We start from the raw sequence: 19,181 nt of genomic DNA on the forward strand, positions 1-19,181 counted from the left end.
CCCGGCTCCGGGCCGGCGGCTGTGGCGCATGCTGCGGCATGAGAACAGCCCGGGAGCCGGACATGAACGGACGTGGATTCATCACGATCACCATGTCGATGCGAGGTTGACTGGCTCAGGACGATCCAGTCCGTGGTCGATGGCATGCTGATGCCGTGCAGGCCGCGGAACGGCTCCATCTGAGTCGGCGTCAGGTTGAGCGGCTGCACACTATAATAGACCGTGAAAAGTCCTATCGTGGAATCTGCGAAGAACGCGATGAGGAAAAATCACTATTAGGCAATCTCGAGATATGTTACGAACGCCAAGCTTTTTCGAGCCTCTTTGGGCCTTTCACAACAGGCCGTTGCTGACCTGTTCGGACTCTCCCGGGAAACTGTGGCCTATTAGGAGTCGGAAGATGCCGATTTTCCGACGAGATATATTCGAGTCTTGATCTTGTTCTACGCACCGCTTGACTGTCGCCCTGATATTGTTGAACAAGATGGAACGGATGGTGGCGACAAAGACAATTGACGCCTCAGTGATCCTTGGCAACACCCATTCTTCGATCCACGGCTCGACCGCTAGAACACGCTCCAAAAAACTAAAATATAATTTTGACGGAGTTTTTCTACGATGGTTTGGGCTGTGTCCAAAATATGCTGTCGACGCCTTTTCATTGACTTTCAATGCATTCACGGAAATCATTTAGAAACACTACAGAAACCACTCCGAAATACCGTCACCGCCTTTCGAATGGTTTAGGTCAGAGCAGAACGAGCAGCTGGCCTGCTGCGCTTTCCAGTGGGTTGACGGCAACCTGCATGTCAAGCTACGCAAATCACGAATCGCGTTTTTTTTCGCCTGCAGGACGCACGGGCGTGCGCTGAGATGAGCCCTGCTTTCGCCTACAACGGCTTGCAATTACGCAGGGTGAATTGATCGAAGGCAGCAACGCCACCACGCAAATCATCATCGACCCTGTCGACCCGTTCGCACGTAAGACATGACCACATGTCACTCTGCGCGGTGCGCGGACAAACGCCCCATACGCCACGCTAAGAAGGCTTGCAGGACCAGCGGATTGTGGAAGCCATCTATGACTCGGCGCGCACGGGTCGTGCGGTGAAGATTGCCATACCGGCCGGCCCGACGCGCGGGCCCGAACCGGATGAAGAACACTTCTGAGCGAAGGACCGGATCGCTTCGCACAGAGGCTACCTGCACTGACCAGGAAATCCGGTCCTTTTTCCGTGGCAGGGTCCGTCATGCGCCTTTCGATGCACGAAGGGGGACCTGGATGAACTAGAAGCCTTTCGGTCAAGCGCCGTCCTCCCGCACTATCTGGACGACGATGAGTGTCCCGCTGGACGCATCGAGAGCCGGGTGAACGGCGAGGCGCTCGCTTGCTACCAGTACGACCGGCTGTCCGCGGATTAGGTGGTTGTCGGCAAAAAGCGGCTTAAGCCCGCTGTCGCGTCGTCCCGTCAGGCCCGACTTGAGCGGATAACCGGCGTATTGCGAGATCATCGTCGCGCGCCAGCCCACCTCACGCCAACGCTCATTGGCCTGAGCCGCTCGCGCTCACGGGCGCGTTTGGACCACCTGGTACAGCGGTGCCGCCCGGTTGCGTCGCCGGCGGTGCGCCGTCGGAGCCCGGCTTTGACGGTTTCATTTTGCGAGTGTGGGTGGAATTATGCGCCGGCGCAGCCTGCACGTTATCCCCAGCATTAAGGCCTTGCGAGGAACCCGATTGGTTGCCTTGCGCAAATACGCCAGAAGAAGTAGAAATGGCGAATGCGCCTAGCGTCCAAAGAATAGTGTGGCACTTCATGACGACCTCCGGATATCGTGGCCAGCAAGCATTAAAGGAACGGCTCGCATAGTACGCCGGCAGCGCGGCGCGCCGCGCGGCAACAAACACGGCAGCAAGCAGCATGCCGCCATGGTTTGAAACTCGAAACTGGCGCGCTGCGCATAACCGGCCATTGGACTCGCCCCTCGGTCGCCTTTACATCAGCATTAGACCGTGAAGAAAAATTTCCAATCAGCATTGCATTCTTGAATCTCATGGAAGCGCTCCTCCAGTTTGAACAGACGTTGGGTGGCAAGAGATTTCAGAGGGCGAAGATGGTCATGTTCGTAGCCGTTTCCCCAAAAAATGAAGTTTCTCCGAACGGCATTTGATTTGCCATAGACAAGAACAGGTCCGGAATTGAAGATCAAGAAGTTCAAATTATCATGCTCGGCCTGCCCGCTGTTGTTGATTGCGGACGCTCGCGATGAGTCAAATAAATTGTCGGAATAAATCCGTGTCGGTGGAAAATTCCGATGAAAAGCCGCTTAGTGCCTACGACGTTTCCGTCTGCAGGCCCCGCGACCTGGCTAATAGCCCGCGAGTGCCTCAGATATATCCAACATCGGTTTGGCAACAGCCCGACCTTGATCAATAGCATGGCTCTCCGAGCCAACGGACATTACAAACGATGGCCACGAGCCATGCCGAAATGTTGGGCGAAAATCGGCAAAAATGCAAAGTACTCATCTTATGAGATCGAGCCTTCACTATCCTTCTGTACCGAACATGACGAGAAGCAACGATGCCTACCGAGTCGATCAAGCATCGTGAAGACCGCCCGATGGCGCAAGCAAGCAGCGGTTTGTTTTCGTTTCCATCAGTCGGCGAAAGCAGGATCCCGAACGCGTCGACGAACCCGGCCGCAGCGACTCTCCATGGTCTGGCATCGCCGGGTACACGATGCTGCGCCAGTGTCGGCGTCGGGAGTCGATGGGACAGCGCTAAACGCGTCAACGGCGCGCTCCCGGCTGGCCCCCGGCGTACGGCCAGCCGGCGCTCCAGACGCGCCGCGACGCTACGGCTTCAACACGACTTTGATGCATCTGTCTTCCTTGTCGCGGAACACCTTGTACATGTCGGGGCCTTTTTCAAGCGGCACGGTGTGCGTGATGACAAATGACGGATCGATCTGTCCTTCTACAATGCGTTGCAGCAGATCATCGGTCCAGCGGTTCACGTGCGTCTGGCCCATCCGGAACGTCAGGCCCTTGTTCATCGCCGCGCCGAACGGAATCTTGTCGATCAATCCGCCGTAGACCCCCGGGATGGACAGAATGCCTGCGGGACGACATACGTAAATCATCTCGCGCAACACGTGAGGCCGATCTGTTTCGAGCATCATTGCCTGTTTGGCGCGATCATAAATCGCATCAAACGACCGCGTTGCATGCGACTCCATACCGACAGCGTCAATACATTTTTCGGGCCCTCTTCCGTGGGTGAGTTCTTTCAAGCGGTCAAGCACGCTCTCGTCATTAAAATTGATCGTAATAGCCCCAGCGGCACGGGCCATTTCCAGCCGCTCCGATACCCGGTCAATGGAGATCACCTGCTTCGCGCCAAGCAGTATTGCGCTTCTTATCGCAAACTGCCCCACCGGACCCGCCCCCCAAATGGCAACCGTGTCTGAGGGCTCAATCTCGCATTGAACCGCTGCCTGCCAACCCGTCGGGAAGATATCGCCGAGAAACAGGACCTGCTCGTCCGTCAGGCCGTCTGGGACCTTGACCGGCGTAAAGTCCGCAAATGGAACGCGCACGTACTCCGCCTGTCCTCCCGGATAACCCCCGGTAAGATGTGAGTAGCCAAACAGGCCGGCCGTGCTGTGACCGAACACTTTGTCGGCCATTTCCTTGTTCCGGTTTGAGCGCTCGCAAACTGAAAAGTACCCCCGGCGGCATTGATCGCATTCGCCACACGCTATTGTGAACGGCACGACAACCCGGTCGCCCACCTTCAGTCGCCCGTTCCCGGCACCGACCTCCATTACTTCTCCCATGAACTCATGCCCGAGAATGTCGCCCGATTTCATACTTGGCATGAATCCGTCGAAGAGGTGAAGATCCGAGCCACAGATCGCACAGCTCGATACCTTGATGATGGCATCTCGTGGGTGTTCAATGGTGGGGTCCGGGACGTTATCGATCCGTACATCCTTCTTGCCGTGCCAGCAAAGGGCTCTCATTTCGTGCTCCAGGGTGAGGGGGTGCCCGTCGGACGGGCAAACGGATGCCGGCCTCGTAGCGTCTGGGGTAGTACGCCACCTTTCGCGCAAGGACCGCAAGCGCTGACTCGGTGCGATCAATCCGGTAACAGCAATCAGCACAGAGCAACGGGCGTGCCGCGAGCGAAGCTCCGCCTGTTCATCGTCGGCCGTCGCCTCCCCGGCGTCTCAATGGCAGCGGCCTGCGCAGTAGAGCAACGTGCCGCTGCAACCGCGGACCGGTCCTTGCTGCTCGATCGAATACCGTGCACAAATGGATCAGCCGGGCGACTGCTGGAGACAAGCTATGAATGTTCCAATGCAAGCCGTGTCTTTTCTGACATCGCGAGGTCTGAAACTGGCGACTGCCGAATCCTGTACCGGCGGACAGATTGCGTCCTACCTGGCGAGCGTGCCGGGAAGCGGCGCGTGCCTCGACGTCGGATTCGTGAGCTATTCGCCATCGGGCAAAGCCGGCTTCCTCGGTGTCAGGGAAGCGACGATGGAAGAGTCCGGCCTGACGAGCGAAGCAGTCGCCCGCGAGATGGCGGAAGGCGCGCTTCGGCAGGAGGGCTGCTGTGCCGAAGTGGCCGTGTCCAACACTGGTCTCGCGGACCATGCCCCGGAGGGCGGTCCCCCAGCGGGCACGCAGTGCTTCGCCTGGTCGTTCCGGACCCGCGACGGCGAGTTGCTGACGTTCGCGGAAACGCGACAGTTTTCGGGTGATAGAAACGAGGTGCGTTCGGCTGCCGCGCTGTATGCGCTTTCGCGCATCGAGCATTATTTCAATCAACTCCCGCGCACGCAGCGGGACCAATCTCAGAGCACTACGCCATGACTCTGTCATCTCCTACCGAGAGGAATGCCTGGCAACAGGCCGTCATTCGCGACCTCGGCGTTGCGCAAGAGTTCGACGTCGACGTGGAGCGCGAACAACGCGTCGCTTTCCTTTGCGACTACCTCATGTCACAGGGCCTTCGCACCTACGTGCTGGGTATCAGCGGCGGCGTGGATTCGTCCACTGCGGGCCGCCTTGCACAACTGGCCGTCGAGCGGCTCCGCGCGCGCGGCTACGAAGCGAGATTCGTCGCTGTCCGCCTTCCCTACGGCAGCCAGCGCGACGAGGAAGATGCTGCGCTCGCGCTGGAGTTCGTCCGTGCAGACGAGACATTCACGATCAATATCAAGGATGCGTCGGATGCGATGCTATTCGCGCTCAAACGTGGGAAAGTCCAATACGTTGACGACTTTCAGGAAGACTTCGTGCTGGGTAACATCAAGGCCAGGCAACGAATGGTCGCCCAATACGCGATCGCCGGCGCGCGAGTGGGCGTTGTAATCGGCACCGACCATGCGGCCGAGTCGCTAATGGGCTTCTTCACAAAATACGGCGACGGCGGCGCGGACATCCTGCCTTTGGCCGGTCTCACAAAACGGCGCGTGCGCGCGCTAGCGCAGGCATTGGGCGCGGCAAACAGCCTTGTGCGCAAGGTCCCAACGGCGGACCTCGAATCTCTGACGCCGCAAAAGCCCGACGAGGACAGCTACGGCATCAGTTACGAAAACATCGACGATTTCCTGGAGGGGAAACCGGTAACCGAGGAAGTATTCACAACCATCCACCGCTTTCACACAACGACCCGTCACAAGCGCGCTCTGCCGGTCTCATTGATTTGCCCGCTACCGTGATCGACGAACCAGCCGGCGCTTAATACCGACCGCGCCGGCCGGGAAGGAGCGGAAGTGCCGCACACGTCAATCCCCTTGCCGGGCGACAACCATTTTTGTGGAATGTATATTGAGCTGGCCCTTTCTCCAATCCGGCAAATATTGCCTCGCCAAACGGGGTACGCCATGAAGGCAGCGTCCAGGCGCGCCAAGGATAAAGTGCCCATGACGTGGGTTATCACACCGGCGTATCCAAGCGCTGTCGCGCCATCCCTGGCGCGGCAGCGCTGCAACAAGATCCGTGGCTACCAGCCCATTGCCTGATGCTGCGAGTCGAACACAGCGAGCGTCACTTCGTCGCCACAGCATCCTGGCCGGCGCCAAGGTCAGCCCCGGTGACAGGATCCTTGCCGGTCGCAGAGGCCGTTCGAGATGCCATAGCCCCTAGCAACTCCAGGTCTTTCTCAGAGACCTGAACGCTTGCGAGTCCGTCGCCGCCGTCGACTGCGGGCTCCGGCTTCTCGACGAATTCCCAGCCCGGACCTTCGTTCCACGGACCACGCGGGGAATCATCGCCATCCGACATGTTGTAATAGACGTTGGTAAATTCAGGAACGCCCGGTATTTTTCCTTGCGGAAAATTCGGTTGAATCGAGTGCAATGCCTTCTCGAATGACTTCTGATGGGCAATCTCGCGGGTCATGAGAAAGCCGAGCGCGTCCTTGATGCCCGGATCATCGGTCACATTGATCAACCGTTCATAGACGATCTTCGCACGCGCCTCCGCCGCGATGTTCGAGCGCAGGTCGGCGGTAGGCTCGCCGATCGTGTCGATATAGGCGGCGGTCCACGGTACGCCCGCTGAATTGGTCAGAGCGGGTCCGCCGCCGTAAAGCAGCGCCGTGGTGTGCGAATCGTTGCCGCCAGCGGTGAGCGAGCGGTAAAGCTCGGCTTCCTGTTCGACGCCCTCCGCGAGTTGGCCCTTCGCGCCCTTGTTGAGCATCGCGACGATGGATCCAATGATCTCCAGATGGCTGAGTTCTTCCGTCGCGATGTCGAACAGCATGTCGCGCCGACCTGGGTCGTCCTCGCTTACCGCCTGAGTGAAATAACGACACGCTGCCGCCAGTTCTCCCTGTGGGCCGCCGAATTGTTCAAGTAGCAGATTGGCAAGACCGGGATTGGGGGTTGCCACGCGGACGGTGTATTGAAGCCGTTTGTTGTGCACGAACATTACTTTTCTCCGAAAAAGAATGTGAGTTTCGTCCGCGTCCTTCCGCCAAGCGCGTGGCCGGTGGAACCTCAGACGAAGTTCGATCAGTTGGAAAACCAGCTATTTGGGCGACAACGAACGCGTGTACGGAATGTCGCCGACCTTGGGTCTCAGAGCGAATTGCTCTGGCGTACTGTGCGCGCAGGACGCACGGGAGGTACCTGCGCCTGGGATTTCGCATGCGGCATGCCTGACCGGGGATCAGTTGGCTGCCCGGATGACGTCAGGCCGGCGTCCTTTCCAGACAACTTGTCGAACGGCGTAACCGACCTGGTGGGTACCTCCCTTGCTTCGGGTCCAACTGCGCCCCCTCGGCGGAGGCGAATGCGAAAGACATGCCGCTATGGACGATGACGGTCGCTGCGAACGCATAACTGGGCGGGCCGATTTCTCCCCGTGCTGTGGCATAGCGCCGTAAGTACCGCTACGACGGGTAGCGTGCGGCGACACCGCGTTGTTGATAACGGCCCGCATGGCGAACAGTGTTTCAATGCGCACCGCTGATCGTCAGTCTGGATTGGTGGCCTCCCACGTCCGTCGGCAAACAGATCGTCAGCGGCCTTCATCACATCTGGCACTCTGGAGAACCGTATGCCTGATGACACTTCCACAATGTCTCCGACGATCACTTCGATGATCCGGCTCGATCATATGCACGTGCTCGCGGCCTTCCATCGCTATCACGCCACCAGCCCCTGGTGGTGCAAGCGCGCAATCGTGAATTCAACCTGTGCCGCTCTGGAGATCCACGCGCAACTGGAGGAAGAAATGTTCTATCCGGCGTTGGCCGCGGTAATCGTCGACGATCCAGCGCTCAGCAAGAGCCGTCCAGAACAGAACACGACGAAATGCGGACCACGATTGGCAGGCTGCGTACGATGGGGCCGGAGAATGCCGCTTTCGACGGGCTCTTCCATCAACTGATACGGGAGGTCATACATCATGTAGCGGACGAAGAGACGGTATTGCTACCGGCCGCCGAGCGGGCGCTCACCAGTGAGCTCCGCTCCTTGGGCGCGAAAATGGCACGTCGCCGGCTTCAGCTACTCGGCGAGCGACCGCGCGAAATTGCCGTTAATACGGCGGGCACGTTTCCGCTCGCCACGTTGCTGATTGGTTCGCTCGCTGTACTCGGCATCACGCATTGCCTGCCAAAGTCGCGAGGACTCCGGCGTGATACTGACTGAGCGACTTGCAGGGATTGGACCGACAGGCGTCGGGCCGGCTTTGCCACGGCGGTGGCAGAGGCGCGATGACCACTTACTCGTGCGTCTGCGCGAGGCCTCCGCTACGCAAGCAAGAACAAGCGTCGTTACGCACCGTCTTCACGCGATGATCGCAACGCGCACGCAGCGCTATTTGTGCAACTTCTGCCGTAGCGCACTTACGTCGTTCGCAGTGATTGGCTGTGCGTTGTTGCCCCACGCGCTGCGAATATACGTGAGTACCTGGCCGATTTCCACATCGGCGAGCGTGTCGGCGAAGCGCGGCATCTGCTGGCGCGGCGGGCCGGTGAGTGTGGAGGGACTGTTGCCGCCTTCGACCACGAGCCGGATCAGCGACGTCGGATGGTATTGCTCGTGCTGCTCGGCACCAGGCACTCAGCGGTGGGCGATCTGAGTGCGCACTGGACATTGCGGGCGCTCAGTTGGCTTGCGACTGTAGGAATGGGTGCTGCCGTGGTCGCACGGTACGCCTGCAGTTTGCTCGGCTGAACGCGAGTTCGACCCGTACGCCGGGCATCTGCTGGGCCGCCTGGCACAGGGCTATTGTAGGGATCGTCAGCTCGCACGCGACAGAGAACGTGGCGGCTGAACCGCAGCGTAGTCTGGCCACATTAATTTGAGCGACGACGAACGACCCGCACGCGACCGGCTGCCGTATTACGCCGCAACTGACTGCCCCGAACAGCATCTGTCTGCCAACCGCGGGCGCCTGTTGCCAGGCTGGGCTTTCTGAGATCGACTCGCGTGTGATCGACCTTTGGAGCCAATACGTGGTGGCTATGGCTGCGCCGCCCCCCGGACGCGCCGGACACGAGCCAGTCGCGTAGCTTGCCTGTATCGGTGCTAGATGCATGTACAACGGCGCGATCCCGCCGGCTATCCCGGCCTCCCTATCGGTACCTGGTCGCCAAAGCGCGTCAGGTTCTCCAGGGTCTGGCCGCCGCTGAGCTGCAATGAATTCTTTGCGGTGCTGTCGCATGAACTGAAAAACCCGCTGAACCTGATCCACGTACAGGCGGAGATGCTGACGCGCGCACCGGAATTGCGCGAAAGTCCGCTCGTTCGAAACGCAACCGGAGTGATCCTCCGCTCGGTCGTCGGGCAGGCAAAGATTATTGACGATCTGCTTGATCTATCGCGGGCGCGAACCGGCAAGCTTGCGCTGCATCTGACCGGCGTCGATATCTCAGCGACCGTGCGCACAGTGGTTGACGCGAGCGCATCTGATGCGACCGCTGCGGGCATTGACTTATCTGTATCCGGTATGGACGGCCCTGTGCAGATACAGGCTGACCCGGTCCGTCTGGAACAGGTCTTCTGGAACATCATCCGCAATGCGCTGAAGTTCACCCCGGCGGGCGGCCGCGTCGGCGTGACGCTTTTGCCGGAAGATGGATTTGTATGCGTACAGGTTGAAGATACCGGACAGGGGATCGCACCTGATTTTCTTCCTCGCGTCTTCGACATGTTCAGTCAGGCGAAAACTGGCGCCGCCCGGGAGCATGGAGGCCTGGGGATCGGCCTCTCACTGGTGAAGCAACTGGTGGAAATGCATGGAGGGCAGATCACCGCGAAATCCGACGGCATCGGGCGAGGTTCGACGTTCTGCGTGAGACTGCCCGAAATCGCAACCCCGTTGTCTGAGGAACTAAGGCGCCCCGAGGTGGACGGAAACATCCTTAAGGATTTGCGCGTGCTGCTCGTCGACGATTCTGCCGATACGCTCGACGCGTTCCGCACGCTGCTGGAAATGGAAGGCGCAAAAGTTCGAGCCGAACTCGGCGGCAAAGCAGCGCTAGCCGCAGCATCCGAAGCACCATTCGATCTCATCCTTTCGGACATCGGGATGCCGGGAATGAGCGGCTATGAACTCATTGTAGAACTGCGGAAGTTACCTCAAACGGCAACCATCCCAGCAATCGCTTTGACCGGATTTGGGCGCGACAAAGACGTGACCGAAGCGCTGGAGGCTGGCTTTGATGCCCATGTCGGGAAGCCGGTGTCGCTGACTGCTTTACTTGCGGCCATTGACCGGGCTCGTCAGGCTCGCGACGAAACGTAGAACCTGCGGGCTAAAGGCAACCACATCAATATGCAGTCAGGAGCCCCAGCTTACGCGCGAAACGGCGCGAGCGGCTTTTGCCAAAGTGTCGTTGGACGGATCGCCGCAGTGCCGAACGTCTCGTTTTCACAGCAGCGTTCCGATTTTTGCGCGAGCCCAAGGATCCTGCCCGGTGCGAAAGCGAGCCTGGAGGTTGTAAAGGATATTATGAGCTGCGCAAAGGTATCCAGGGAGATATGTCTTGAATGTCCTGATTGTTGACGACGATCCAGGCTCGGCCGATGCTCTAGCCGCCCGCGTGATAGCGATCGGGCACGAAGCTTCGGTTGCATACGGCAGGCAGGCAGCAGTTGAGCTTGCACGCGCAGCTACATTCGACTTGATACTCCTCGACCTTCATCTGGGACACGCAGATGGTCGAGACGTTTGCGCCGAGATGCGACGCGATGGCTCTTCGCGACATTCGCAAATCCTCGCAATGACGGGGCACGTCGGTTTGGAGCAAGGCATCAGTCTTGGCGACTTCAACGGCTACGTATTGAAGCCACTGCAATTTGACCGTCTTGAAGAGCTGTTGACCTCATAGCCGCCAAGGTTTTCTTTTTATGCACGTTCGCCGCAACACCGCCTTATGGCGCTTCTCGGGGCCGCGCATTCCGGCGCAACGACGCCGCTTGCGAAGATGCTCGTTGATGGCGTATCTCCCTTCATGGTTGCAGGCTGTTTTGCATCGGGAGCGGTTTTGGACTCTCCGTTGTGATCCTCGTCCAACGCTTGCGACATACTGCTGGGAACGCTGAAACGAAAGCCGGATTCAGACAGCCGGGATTCCCTGGCTGCCTGGCGCGATCGTCGCGGGCGGCGTCGCTGGTCCCGCGCTTCTGATGCTCGGTCTCGCCACTACCGCTGCCGGTACGAGCCCGCTCATGTTCAACTACGAGGCTTACTCACTGCGGTGCTCGCATGGGTTGTACACCGCGAAAACGTCGATGTTCAAATCAAGTCGGGCCGATCCGTCTCGGTGCGAGTCCCATCGAACGACGCATGTTGGCCGACGGCGGGCCGATCGGAGCTAAACCTTGAAACGCCTCGCCCCGGCAATACGCGATGTATGCTTGCGGACGGTACACAGACGCTCTCTTGACGCGTCAGTCCCACCTCGAGCCCGTTGAACCCACGGGCTCGAGCGTCGCAGCCTTTCGTCACATGCCTTCGACAAGAACGGCGCGATAACGCGCACCCTTGAACCGGTGCTGGGCGACTGCTTGATACGCCGGGCTGTCGTACCACGCGCGCGCGGTCGCAGTCGACGGAAATTCCACGATCACGACGCCCTCTGGCGCTTCGCCCTCAAGAACCTGTTGGGGCCCGTACGCAGCGAGGATCTTGACAGGATGATCTTTGAAGGTCTCGCCCACCTTGCTTTGGTAGATGTCGAGCTCCCCCTGATCCTGCGTGCTTTCCTTGGTGAAGATAATGTAAGTCGCCATGGAGTCGGCTCCTGTTGTGGTGTATTTTCGATCGACACCGAGCACGTCGGGATTTCAATCCCGACCCGCTTGTTTAACACCGTCGGAGAGGACACGACTAGAGCAGCGCTACAGCACATGATGGTCTGTCTATGACCTTTACTCCGGCGACTGGAGCGGGCAGTAGCCCGCTTGCACGACGCATACCAAAGCCATCAACCTGGCGTTCTCGCCGCTGAGGACAACTGCGGCACACAGACGGTCGATTGTCGGCGATTCTAAGCCCAACCTCGAATGACTGTTTGCGGCCGCACAGAGCTCGACGACAATCGGCCCAGGACGACCACCCAAAGGCGCCATTTGGACTCGACAGATTAATGGCGCCCTCCCCTGTGCTGCACAAAGTGTGACGATCGACATCCGGCACTACTGCGCGCTGCGGCAAAACGTCAGCTCCTTGTCTCAGTTCCGTCCACTCGCGGGAGTGACACGGAAAATGAAGTCTCCACTTCGTCGGATCGTGCTTCGATCGCACCGTGGTGGGCCTTGGCGATTTCGCTTGCGATGTACAGACCAAGTCCGAGGCTACCCGCACTCCCGTCCGTGCCGTAATGCTCCGGCCCCCGCGTCAGGGGATCGAAGATGCGCGTCAACATTGCGCCGTCTATAGCAGGCCCGCAGTTGCTGACCTCGATACGAACATGCGTTGCGTCGCATGTCACCGTCACGCGCACGGGTTTGTCCTGCGCGCCATACTTGATGGCATTGGTTACGAGATTTCCAACCAGTTGCTGCAGGCGCCGGCCGTCCCAGAGCCCCTGCGAATTACCACTCGCCTGCAACTCAATCTGCCTGTGAGGATGAATCGCACGCAACTCGTCCAGCTCGTCAGCCAGCACATCGGCCAGATCGATGCTTGTAGGCATTACATTGATGCCCATGCCCAGTTTGGTCCGGTTGAAATCGGTCAGGTCATCGAGCAACGCCTGGATCCGCGCTCCACTTCGTATCAGACGGGCGGCGGCTCCCGATACTCGTTCCCCGGCATTGAGCGCGGCCAGATACGAAGCGGTAACCTGGACCGCCTGGAGAGGGTTCCGCATGTCGTGACCCAGCATGCCAAGGAGAAGGTTGCGGTTCTGCTCCGCCTGCGCGCTGAAGAAGGTGACCGATTCAGCCAGTGCCTGATCGATTGCTTCATTGAAGCGGATGATGTCGTTCAGATCGGGCGCTTCGGGCTCGCAATCGTCCATCCACAAACGAAGTACGCTCGCGCGCAGTGCGCGATATTCAGCGGCGAGCTGGTTGATACTGAAGCCGGCTCGCGCCCTTAGAAGGGCGTGCGTTTGCGCGGCTGTTTCGGTGGCGTCGTTCAGTGCAGGGGCGTTCCCCAACGATTTTTCGTGCTGGGCTTCCCTGGTCTGCGAAGTTCGCAAGTCTTTTTCCACGGCGTGCAGGATCTGCTCCGCATGGTCACGTAACCCCAACGATTCCATGTTTGCCGCCGCCGGCAGGAGAGTGCCGGCGAATGCCTCCCATTGCTCCAGAATCGGTTCGATGTCTCGCGAGATAAAGTCGGCAAGTCGCATGTAAGCGTCTCCAGAGACGTAGACGAGCGTCGAGATCCAATCAGGCTACCTATGTTACGCGCAAATTAGGGACAACCTTCGACCGGCGGAAGACTCTGTTGGGGCGAACGCCTTCGTAACGTCTGGAGTCGCCAATCTTGGGGCAGATTTCTGATCGCAAACGGCCGTTCGGGCGATTGAGCCGAGCGTCTCAAGTTGGCCGGTAGTACGCGTTCGCACAAACCGCCGCAAAGCTGCCAGTGATAACTCCGACACCCTTACGGCGGCACGTTCATCGAACTGGTGCTATCGGCCAACAAGCGAAGGTCACGTCAACGCTTGCAGCGAGGTTCGACGGGCGCTTCCGCCCCCTGCGAGCAGTCGTTCAAGCGTATGAGACAGTGGTTGGCTAGTCGGCTTAACCGCCTGTCTACAAACCCGGTGTCGATGGATTAAATAATAACCTCCCGGGAATATCTGACCGGCACACGGTGTTCTCCTTCAATGATCATGACGTAGGGCGATACTGACTTTTGACTACGTTACGCGGAATGCACTTGTGCATCTTCCATCACTATTTCATAGGAGATCTGAAATATGGCAATCCGCTACGACCTTCCAGCGGTCGGTGCTCAAAAAGGACCAACCTGCTGGTATACAGCGGTGAAAATGATGCTTCGCTTCCATAACATCGGTGCGGATCAAACCCGCCGTGCGCAATGGCATGAGTTACATGAGCTGCGTAAAATCATCACTGAACTGGCAGCCGCCAAGAAACCATATGATTACCGCTCGGTGTTGACTGGCATCATTAGCAAAATGTATGCAACGAGTGGTGCGAGCGCCGACCGCAAACATTTAAGATCACTCAAGAACAAGTGGGAAGCGGCCGGTTCCGACGCACGATTCAGCGTTCTGGATGCCTTCCTTCCAGGGCTTATCAGACCGGTCATATTGGCCGGAGGCCAATATGACACGACATTCGTCGCGGATAGCCTCGGCAAGTATGGTCCCTTGTATGCGAGTGTCTTTCGCCCGGGCGTTTCGCTAATGGACATGGACTATGTTCAAGACCCTTTCCCGAATCAGAGTGGATATGTGTACAAATATGACGCGAAATCCAGTTTCGGCGGACGTCATGCCATTGTTATCTTTGGTGTCGACGACCATGACACGATCTACTATGCCGACCCCAATGCCCCTCATCGCTATAGCATGATTCCTTGGGAAGTCCTCAAGGGTCAACTCAACTCGCCAGGCGGCTCGATGGGCAGTGCTCTGTTCGGAAGAGTCGATTGTTTCGACTGCCACCACATTCAGACGCGTCGACCCTGAGTTGAAGATAGAAATCAAGCTTGCTCCGCCACAAGAACGTTATTGATCCGCGAAGCCATATCACCGCCCCTCATGCCTCCCCGCATGTCTTGCGTAGCGCCTCAACGAACAAATCCCTCGCCGGTGACGGCGATTTTGCGGCGCGGGTAAACAACGCGATGGGCGGGAGCGTCCATACAAACGAGTAAGGTACGATTGCCACCCCGGCAATTCGCACCAGTTCTTCCGCGATATCGGCCGGTACGATCGATACCGCCTCGTCGCTTGAGGCAATCATTTCGCCGATGAGCTTCGACGAATAACTTTCGACGACAGGAACGGGAGGCGGGATGCCGGCGGCGAGAAACAGGTCCGTCACCTGTTCTCTCATGGGTGTATGGGGTGCGCCGAGAATCCAGTCCAGCGTGACCAGCCTGCTCCAATCCAGCTTCGTGCGCGCCAGTTTTGCCGCGAGACGCCGGCTCGCGATCAAGCGAGGCTGCTGCCGGAATAGCACCTCAAACGAGATGTGCTGCAGATCGATCGCTGACGACGCCCGCCCTATCACGATGTCTACGATGTGGTCTTTGAGCTGCAGGAGGAGTTGGTCGCTCGTTCCTTCGTGAATCGTCACCGTCAGACGCCGCTCCATGCGCGCTTGCAGTTGCTTGAGTGCCGCCGACAGCATCTGCCCCGAAATGAACGGAATCACGCCGATGTGCAGGTGGGCCGCATGCCCCGCAGCGACTGCCTCCATCTCGCGGGCCAGGTGGTCGAGATCGTTGAGCATCGCCTTGGCCCGTTCGAGCACGACCGCGCCCAGCGCAGTGGGCAGCATGCCACGCGAAGAGCGCTCGAAAAGCGGCGTGCTGAACATACTCTCCAGTTCAGATAGCGCGTTCGTGACGGCGGGCTGACTGCTGGCCATGTGCTCCGCCACGCGCGTCAGCGAGCCGTGCTGCTGGATCTGCAGCAACAGCACCAGGTGCCGCATTTTCAGACGCGCGCCAAGCCGCCTGACTACTTCGTCCGACTCGAAATTCATTGACAAGACGCGCACCCATCACAAAAAAATGATGGACCGATATTAAAACAAAATCATCTCCTTATGGCCGATCTCTAGAATCGTCTCAACGGATCGCGCCGGGACTGGCCCAGCGCACGCGCTCGGAACAAAAACATGAAACAGACAGAGGCACAACAGCAGGCGGCGTTCGACTATCACGAGTTTCCGACTTCCGGAAAGATCTCCGTGGTCGCCAGCAAACCGCTCGTCACGCAGCGCGATCTTGCGCTGGCCTACACGCCCGGCGTAGCCGGGGTGTGCGAGGCAATCGCGGCCGATCCGCTGCAGGCGCACCGCTTCACGAGCCGCGGAAATCTGGTGGGCGTGATCACGAACGGCACCGCCGTGCTGGGCCTCGGCAACATCGGGGCGCTGGCATCGAAGCCGGTCATGGAAGGCAAAGCCGTACTCTTCAAGAAGTTTGCGGGCATCGACGTGTTCGACATCGAGATCAATGAGACCGATCCGGACAAGCTGGTCGACATTATCGCCGGTCTTGAACCTACGTTCGGCGGCATCAATCTCGAGGACATCAAGGCCCCGGAGTGTTTCACGGTGGAGCGCAAACTGCGCGAACGCATGAAGATCCCGGTCTTCCATGACGATCAGCACGGCACCGCGATCACCGTCTGCGCTGCCTTCATCAACGGACTGAAGGTTGTCGGCAAGTCGATCTCGGAGGTGAAGGTCGTGACTTCTGGGGCGGGTGCTGCGGCGCTGGCCTGCCTGGACTTGCTGGTCGAGCTCGGGCTTCCCATCGAAAACATCTGGGCGACGGATATCGAAGGTGTCGTGTATCGCGGTCGTACCACGCTGATGGACCCGGCAAAGTCGCGCTTTGCGCAGGAAACCAGTGCCCGCACGCTAGCCGAAGTCATCAGTGGCTCGGACGTTTTTCTCGGCCTTTCGGTCGGCGGAATTCTGAGCGCGGAGATGCTCAAGCAGATGGCTGCGCGTCCGTTGATTCTCGCGCTTGCCAACCCAACGCCGGAAATCTTTCCGGAACTGGCGCATGCCACGCGCGACGATGTCGTCATCGCAACGGGCCGCTCGGACTACCCTAACCAGGTCAACAACGTCCTCTGCTTTCCCTACATCTTCCGCGGTGCACTGGACGTTGGCGCGACGACGATCACCCGCGCAATGGAGATCGCCGCGGTTCATGCCATCGCACGTCTCGCGGAAGAAGAACAGAACGAAGTCGTCGCGGCGGCTTATGGTGCCGACGACGTGGTATTCGGCCCGCATTACCTGATTCCCAAGCCATTCGACCCGCGTCTGATTGTCCGTATCGCACCGGCCGTGGCGCGAGCCGCTATGGAAAGCGGCGTAGCCACACGGCCGCTGACGGATCTGGACGCGTATGTCGGGCAACTACAGCAGTTCGTCTACCACTCCGGGGCGTTCATGAAGCCGCTGTTCGCGACGGCGCGTCAGCTTGTGCGTGACGGCGGCAACGCACGGATTGTTTTTACCGAAGGCGAAGACGAACGCGTGCTGCGCGCCGTGCAGGTGATCGTTGACGAAAAGCTGGCACGCCCGATCCTGGTGGGGCGTCCGGAGGTGCTGCTGGCGCGCATCGAGCGATTCGGTTTGCGCCTTCGACTTGGTCAGGATGTCGAAGTGACCAATCCGGAATATGACGAGCGCTTCCCGCAATACTGGACGACGTATTGGGAGTTGATGTGCCGGGACGGCATATCGAAGGAGATGGCGCGGGTCGAGATGCGGCGCCGCCTGACCTTGATCGGCGCCATGATGGTTCGGCTTGGGGATGCGGACGGGATGATTTGCGGGACCGTCGGCGCGTATCACGACCATCTGCGGTTTGTCGATCAGGTGATCGGCAGGAAGCCCGGTGCATCAACCTACGCGGCGATGAACATTCTGTTGCTCGATCAGCGAACGGTAGCGCTGGCCGATACGCACATCAACGACGATCCCAATGCGGAGCAGATCGCAGAATTCACGATTGCAGCGGCCCGGCAGATGGAATGGCTGAACCTGACGCCCAAGGTTGCGCTGCTCTCACGGTCGAACTTCGGTTCAGGTAGCGCAGCCTCCGGCATAAAGATGCGCCGGGCGCTGGAGATCGTCAGGCAGCAGGCCCCTGACATCGAGGCGGACGGCGAGATGCACGGAGACTGCGCGCTCGATGAAGCATTGCGGTTGCGCATTCTTCCCACGTCGCCACTCAAGGGGCCGGCTAATCTCCTCGTCTGTCCGAACGTGGACGCAGGCAACATTGCCTACAATCTCCTCAAGACTGAAGCAGGCAGTAACGTGGCTGTGGGGCCTTTCCTGCTCGGCGTCAACGCGCCGATTAACATCCTCACTTCGAGTTCGACCGTACGGCGGATTGTCAACATGGCGGCGCTGACGGTTATCGAAGCTAACCGCAGTACGTCCGCGTAATCAATTGTGTGAAATGGCGACGAGGTGCTCGTAAGGCCCGAGCACTCGACGCCGTTCTCGCTTGCAGGCCGTTGCACCAGGTCGGCCGTGACCGAACCGCTATGTCGTTGACGAGCGCGCGGTTGCCCGGCAGGTCACACGTGCTGCCCTCCGTTGATGTGAATCTCGGCGCCGTTGATATAGGACGCCGCCGGCCCGCAAAGGAAGTGGATTGTCTCCGCCACCTCGCGAGGGTTACCCAACCGGTGAAGCGGAATCTCATTGTTGACGATCTCGTCGGTGCCCGGCGACAGGATCGAAGTATCAATTTCTCCCGGAGCAATCGCATTGACACGTATGCCCTCCGGTCCAAACTCATGAGCCATCTCTCGCGTCAGGGCGAAAAGTGCCGCCTTGGACACCGCGTAAGCAGCGCCTGCGAAGGGATGGACTTTGAAACCGGCAATCGAGGTGACATTGACAATTGCGCCCTTGGCGCGTGCCAGTTCAGGAAAGACAGCCCGCGCGAGCAAGGCATTGGAGATCAGATTGACGTCGAGGACCGTCGACCACGTGCGGATGTCGCTTTTGAGCACGCCAAGTCGCGTTCGGTCTTCGCCTTTAGGCGAGATCCCCGCATTGTTCACGAGCGCGTGCAGTTTGCCGTCGGGCAGTCGACGACGTACTTCTTCTGCAATCTTCTCGACGGAATTCAGATCCGCAAGGTCCGCCTGAATATGCGACTCTCGCGCGGCTGGCCACTTGCAGTCCTCGGAAAAGGGCTGTCGCGAAACCGTGAAAACCTTCCAGTTGTCTTCCTGGAACAGTTTTACAGTTGCGTGTCCGATCCCACGACTCGCGCCAGTCAGTAGCAGGTAGCGGGTTGAATCGTCTGTGTGTGGCATTTCGGAAAGTCGACTGATTGATGCGGCTGCCATGTTCATGGTTTAGCCCGCAATAGCACCGGGAAGCCAACCCAGATCATGGATCTGGAAGAAGTAACTCCGAGAGCGAGTGGCCGTCTGGATGCCTGATCGGGTGCGACGATGCGCCTCGGCTCGCTCATCGTCTGTACCCTGCTCTTTCAGGCGGACGCCG

The 19,181-nt window shown here is 59.1% G+C and carries 14 protein-coding genes and 2 pseudogenes; 8 read left to right on the top strand and 8 right to left on the bottom strand.

What is annotated here, in order from left to right; translation table 11 throughout:
* Positions 1-1,302 precede the first annotated feature (1,302 nt).
* Entirely contained in the window at positions 1,303-1,512 is a 210-nt protein-coding gene (locus PQQ53_RS28015) for a hypothetical protein (protein ID WP_408327674.1), read from the bottom strand.
* Between the two features lie 420 nt (positions 1,513-1,932).
* Here PQQ53_RS28015 and PQQ53_RS28020 point away from each other — a divergent pair, with 420 nt between their 5' ends.
* Positions 1,933-2,169: a hypothetical protein gene (locus tag PQQ53_RS28020; protein ID WP_408327677.1), complete on the top strand. Its 237-nt coding sequence runs from the start codon at positions 1,933-1,935 to the stop codon at positions 2,167-2,169.
* Positions 2,170-2,855: 686 nt separating this feature from the next.
* On the opposite strand, the gene PQQ53_RS28025 is transcribed toward PQQ53_RS28020, so the two are convergent.
* The gene (locus tag PQQ53_RS28025; protein WP_408141389.1) at positions 2,856-4,025 is read right to left on the bottom strand and encodes a zinc-dependent alcohol dehydrogenase; all 1,170 of its coding nucleotides are present in this window, start codon (positions 4,023-4,025) and stop codon (positions 2,856-2,858) included.
* Positions 4,026-4,350: 325 nt separating this feature from the next.
* Here PQQ53_RS28025 and PQQ53_RS28030 point away from each other — a divergent pair, with 325 nt between their 5' ends.
* Entirely contained in the window at positions 4,351-4,881 is a 531-nt protein-coding gene (locus tag PQQ53_RS28030) for a CinA family protein (protein ID WP_408327829.1), read from the top strand.
* The gene (gene nadE, locus PQQ53_RS28035) at positions 4,878-5,732 is read left to right on the top strand and encodes an NAD(+) synthase (protein ID WP_408141390.1); all 855 of its coding nucleotides are present in this window, start codon (positions 4,878-4,880) and stop codon (positions 5,730-5,732) included. The genes PQQ53_RS28030 and nadE overlap by 4 nt, the downstream gene beginning before the upstream one ends.
* 328 nt (positions 5,733-6,060) lie before the next feature.
* Here nadE and PQQ53_RS28040 read toward each other — a convergent pair whose 3' ends face one another.
* Positions 6,061-6,945: a manganese catalase family protein gene (locus PQQ53_RS28040; protein WP_408153464.1), complete on the bottom strand. Its 885-nt coding sequence runs from the start codon at positions 6,943-6,945 to the stop codon at positions 6,061-6,063.
* A gap of 630 nt (positions 6,946-7,575) precedes the next feature.
* On the opposite strand from PQQ53_RS28040, the pseudogene PQQ53_RS28045 reads away from it, so the two are divergent.
* A pseudogene (locus PQQ53_RS28045) lies at positions 7,576-8,171 on the top strand (hemerythrin domain-containing protein).
* Between the two features lie 168 nt (positions 8,172-8,339).
* Here the strand turns inward: PQQ53_RS28045 and PQQ53_RS28050 are convergent.
* Positions 8,340-8,549, bottom strand: a pseudogene (locus tag PQQ53_RS28050) (c-type cytochrome); the annotation flags it as partial.
* A gap of 508 nt (positions 8,550-9,057) precedes the next feature.
* Between PQQ53_RS28050 and PQQ53_RS28055 the strand changes: the two are divergent.
* Positions 9,058-10,272 carry a hybrid sensor histidine kinase/response regulator gene (locus PQQ53_RS28055; RefSeq protein ID WP_408327680.1) on the top strand — a complete coding sequence of 405 codons (1,215 nt, stop codon included), beginning with the start codon at positions 9,058-9,060 and terminating at the stop codon, positions 10,270-10,272.
* A 241-nt stretch (positions 10,273-10,513) separates the two neighbouring features.
* Entirely contained in the window at positions 10,514-10,858 is a 345-nt protein-coding gene (locus PQQ53_RS28060; protein ID WP_408141424.1) for a response regulator, read from the top strand.
* Between the two features lie 616 nt (positions 10,859-11,474).
* On the opposite strand, the gene PQQ53_RS28065 is transcribed toward PQQ53_RS28060, so the two are convergent.
* Both PQQ53_RS28065 and PQQ53_RS28070 read right to left on the bottom strand, forming a co-directional pair.
* On the bottom strand, positions 11,475-11,762 hold the full coding sequence (locus tag PQQ53_RS28065; protein ID WP_408141425.1) for a DUF1330 domain-containing protein: 288 nt from the start codon (positions 11,760-11,762) through the stop codon (positions 11,475-11,477).
* Positions 11,763-12,190: 428 nt separating this feature from the next.
* On the bottom strand, positions 12,191-13,330 hold the full coding sequence (locus PQQ53_RS28070; protein ID WP_408153439.1) for an ATP-binding protein: 1,140 nt from the start codon (positions 13,328-13,330) through the stop codon (positions 12,191-12,193).
* Positions 13,331-13,906: 576 nt separating this feature from the next.
* Between PQQ53_RS28070 and PQQ53_RS28075 the strand changes: the two genes are divergently transcribed.
* A complete protein-coding gene (locus PQQ53_RS28075) occupies positions 13,907-14,644 on the top strand; it encodes a hypothetical protein (protein WP_408327683.1) in 738 nt (245 codons plus the stop codon).
* Positions 14,645-14,714: 70 nt separating this feature from the next.
* Here the strand turns inward: PQQ53_RS28075 and PQQ53_RS28080 are convergent, their stop codons facing one another.
* The gene (locus PQQ53_RS28080) at positions 14,715-15,668 is read right to left on the bottom strand and encodes a LysR substrate-binding domain-containing protein (RefSeq protein ID WP_408141428.1); all 954 of its coding nucleotides are present in this window, start codon (positions 15,666-15,668) and stop codon (positions 14,715-14,717) included.
* Positions 15,669-15,803: 135 nt separating this feature from the next.
* Here PQQ53_RS28080 and PQQ53_RS28085 point away from each other — a divergent pair, with 135 nt between their 5' ends.
* Positions 15,804-18,104: an NADP-dependent malic enzyme gene (locus tag PQQ53_RS28085; RefSeq protein WP_408327686.1), complete on the top strand. Its 2,301-nt coding sequence runs from the start codon at positions 15,804-15,806 to the stop codon at positions 18,102-18,104.
* 134 nt (positions 18,105-18,238) lie between these two features.
* On the opposite strand, the gene PQQ53_RS28090 is transcribed toward PQQ53_RS28085, so the two are convergent.
* Positions 18,239-19,027, bottom strand: coding sequence for an SDR family oxidoreductase (locus PQQ53_RS28090; protein ID WP_408153423.1), 789 nt, complete (start codon positions 19,025-19,027; stop codon positions 18,239-18,241).
* Positions 19,028-19,181: the final 154 nt, after the last annotated feature.

It is taken from the genome of Paraburkholderia strydomiana (assembly GCF_046030495.1).
GTDB classification, from domain to species: Bacteria; Pseudomonadota; Gammaproteobacteria; order Burkholderiales; family Burkholderiaceae; genus Paraburkholderia; species Paraburkholderia strydomiana_A.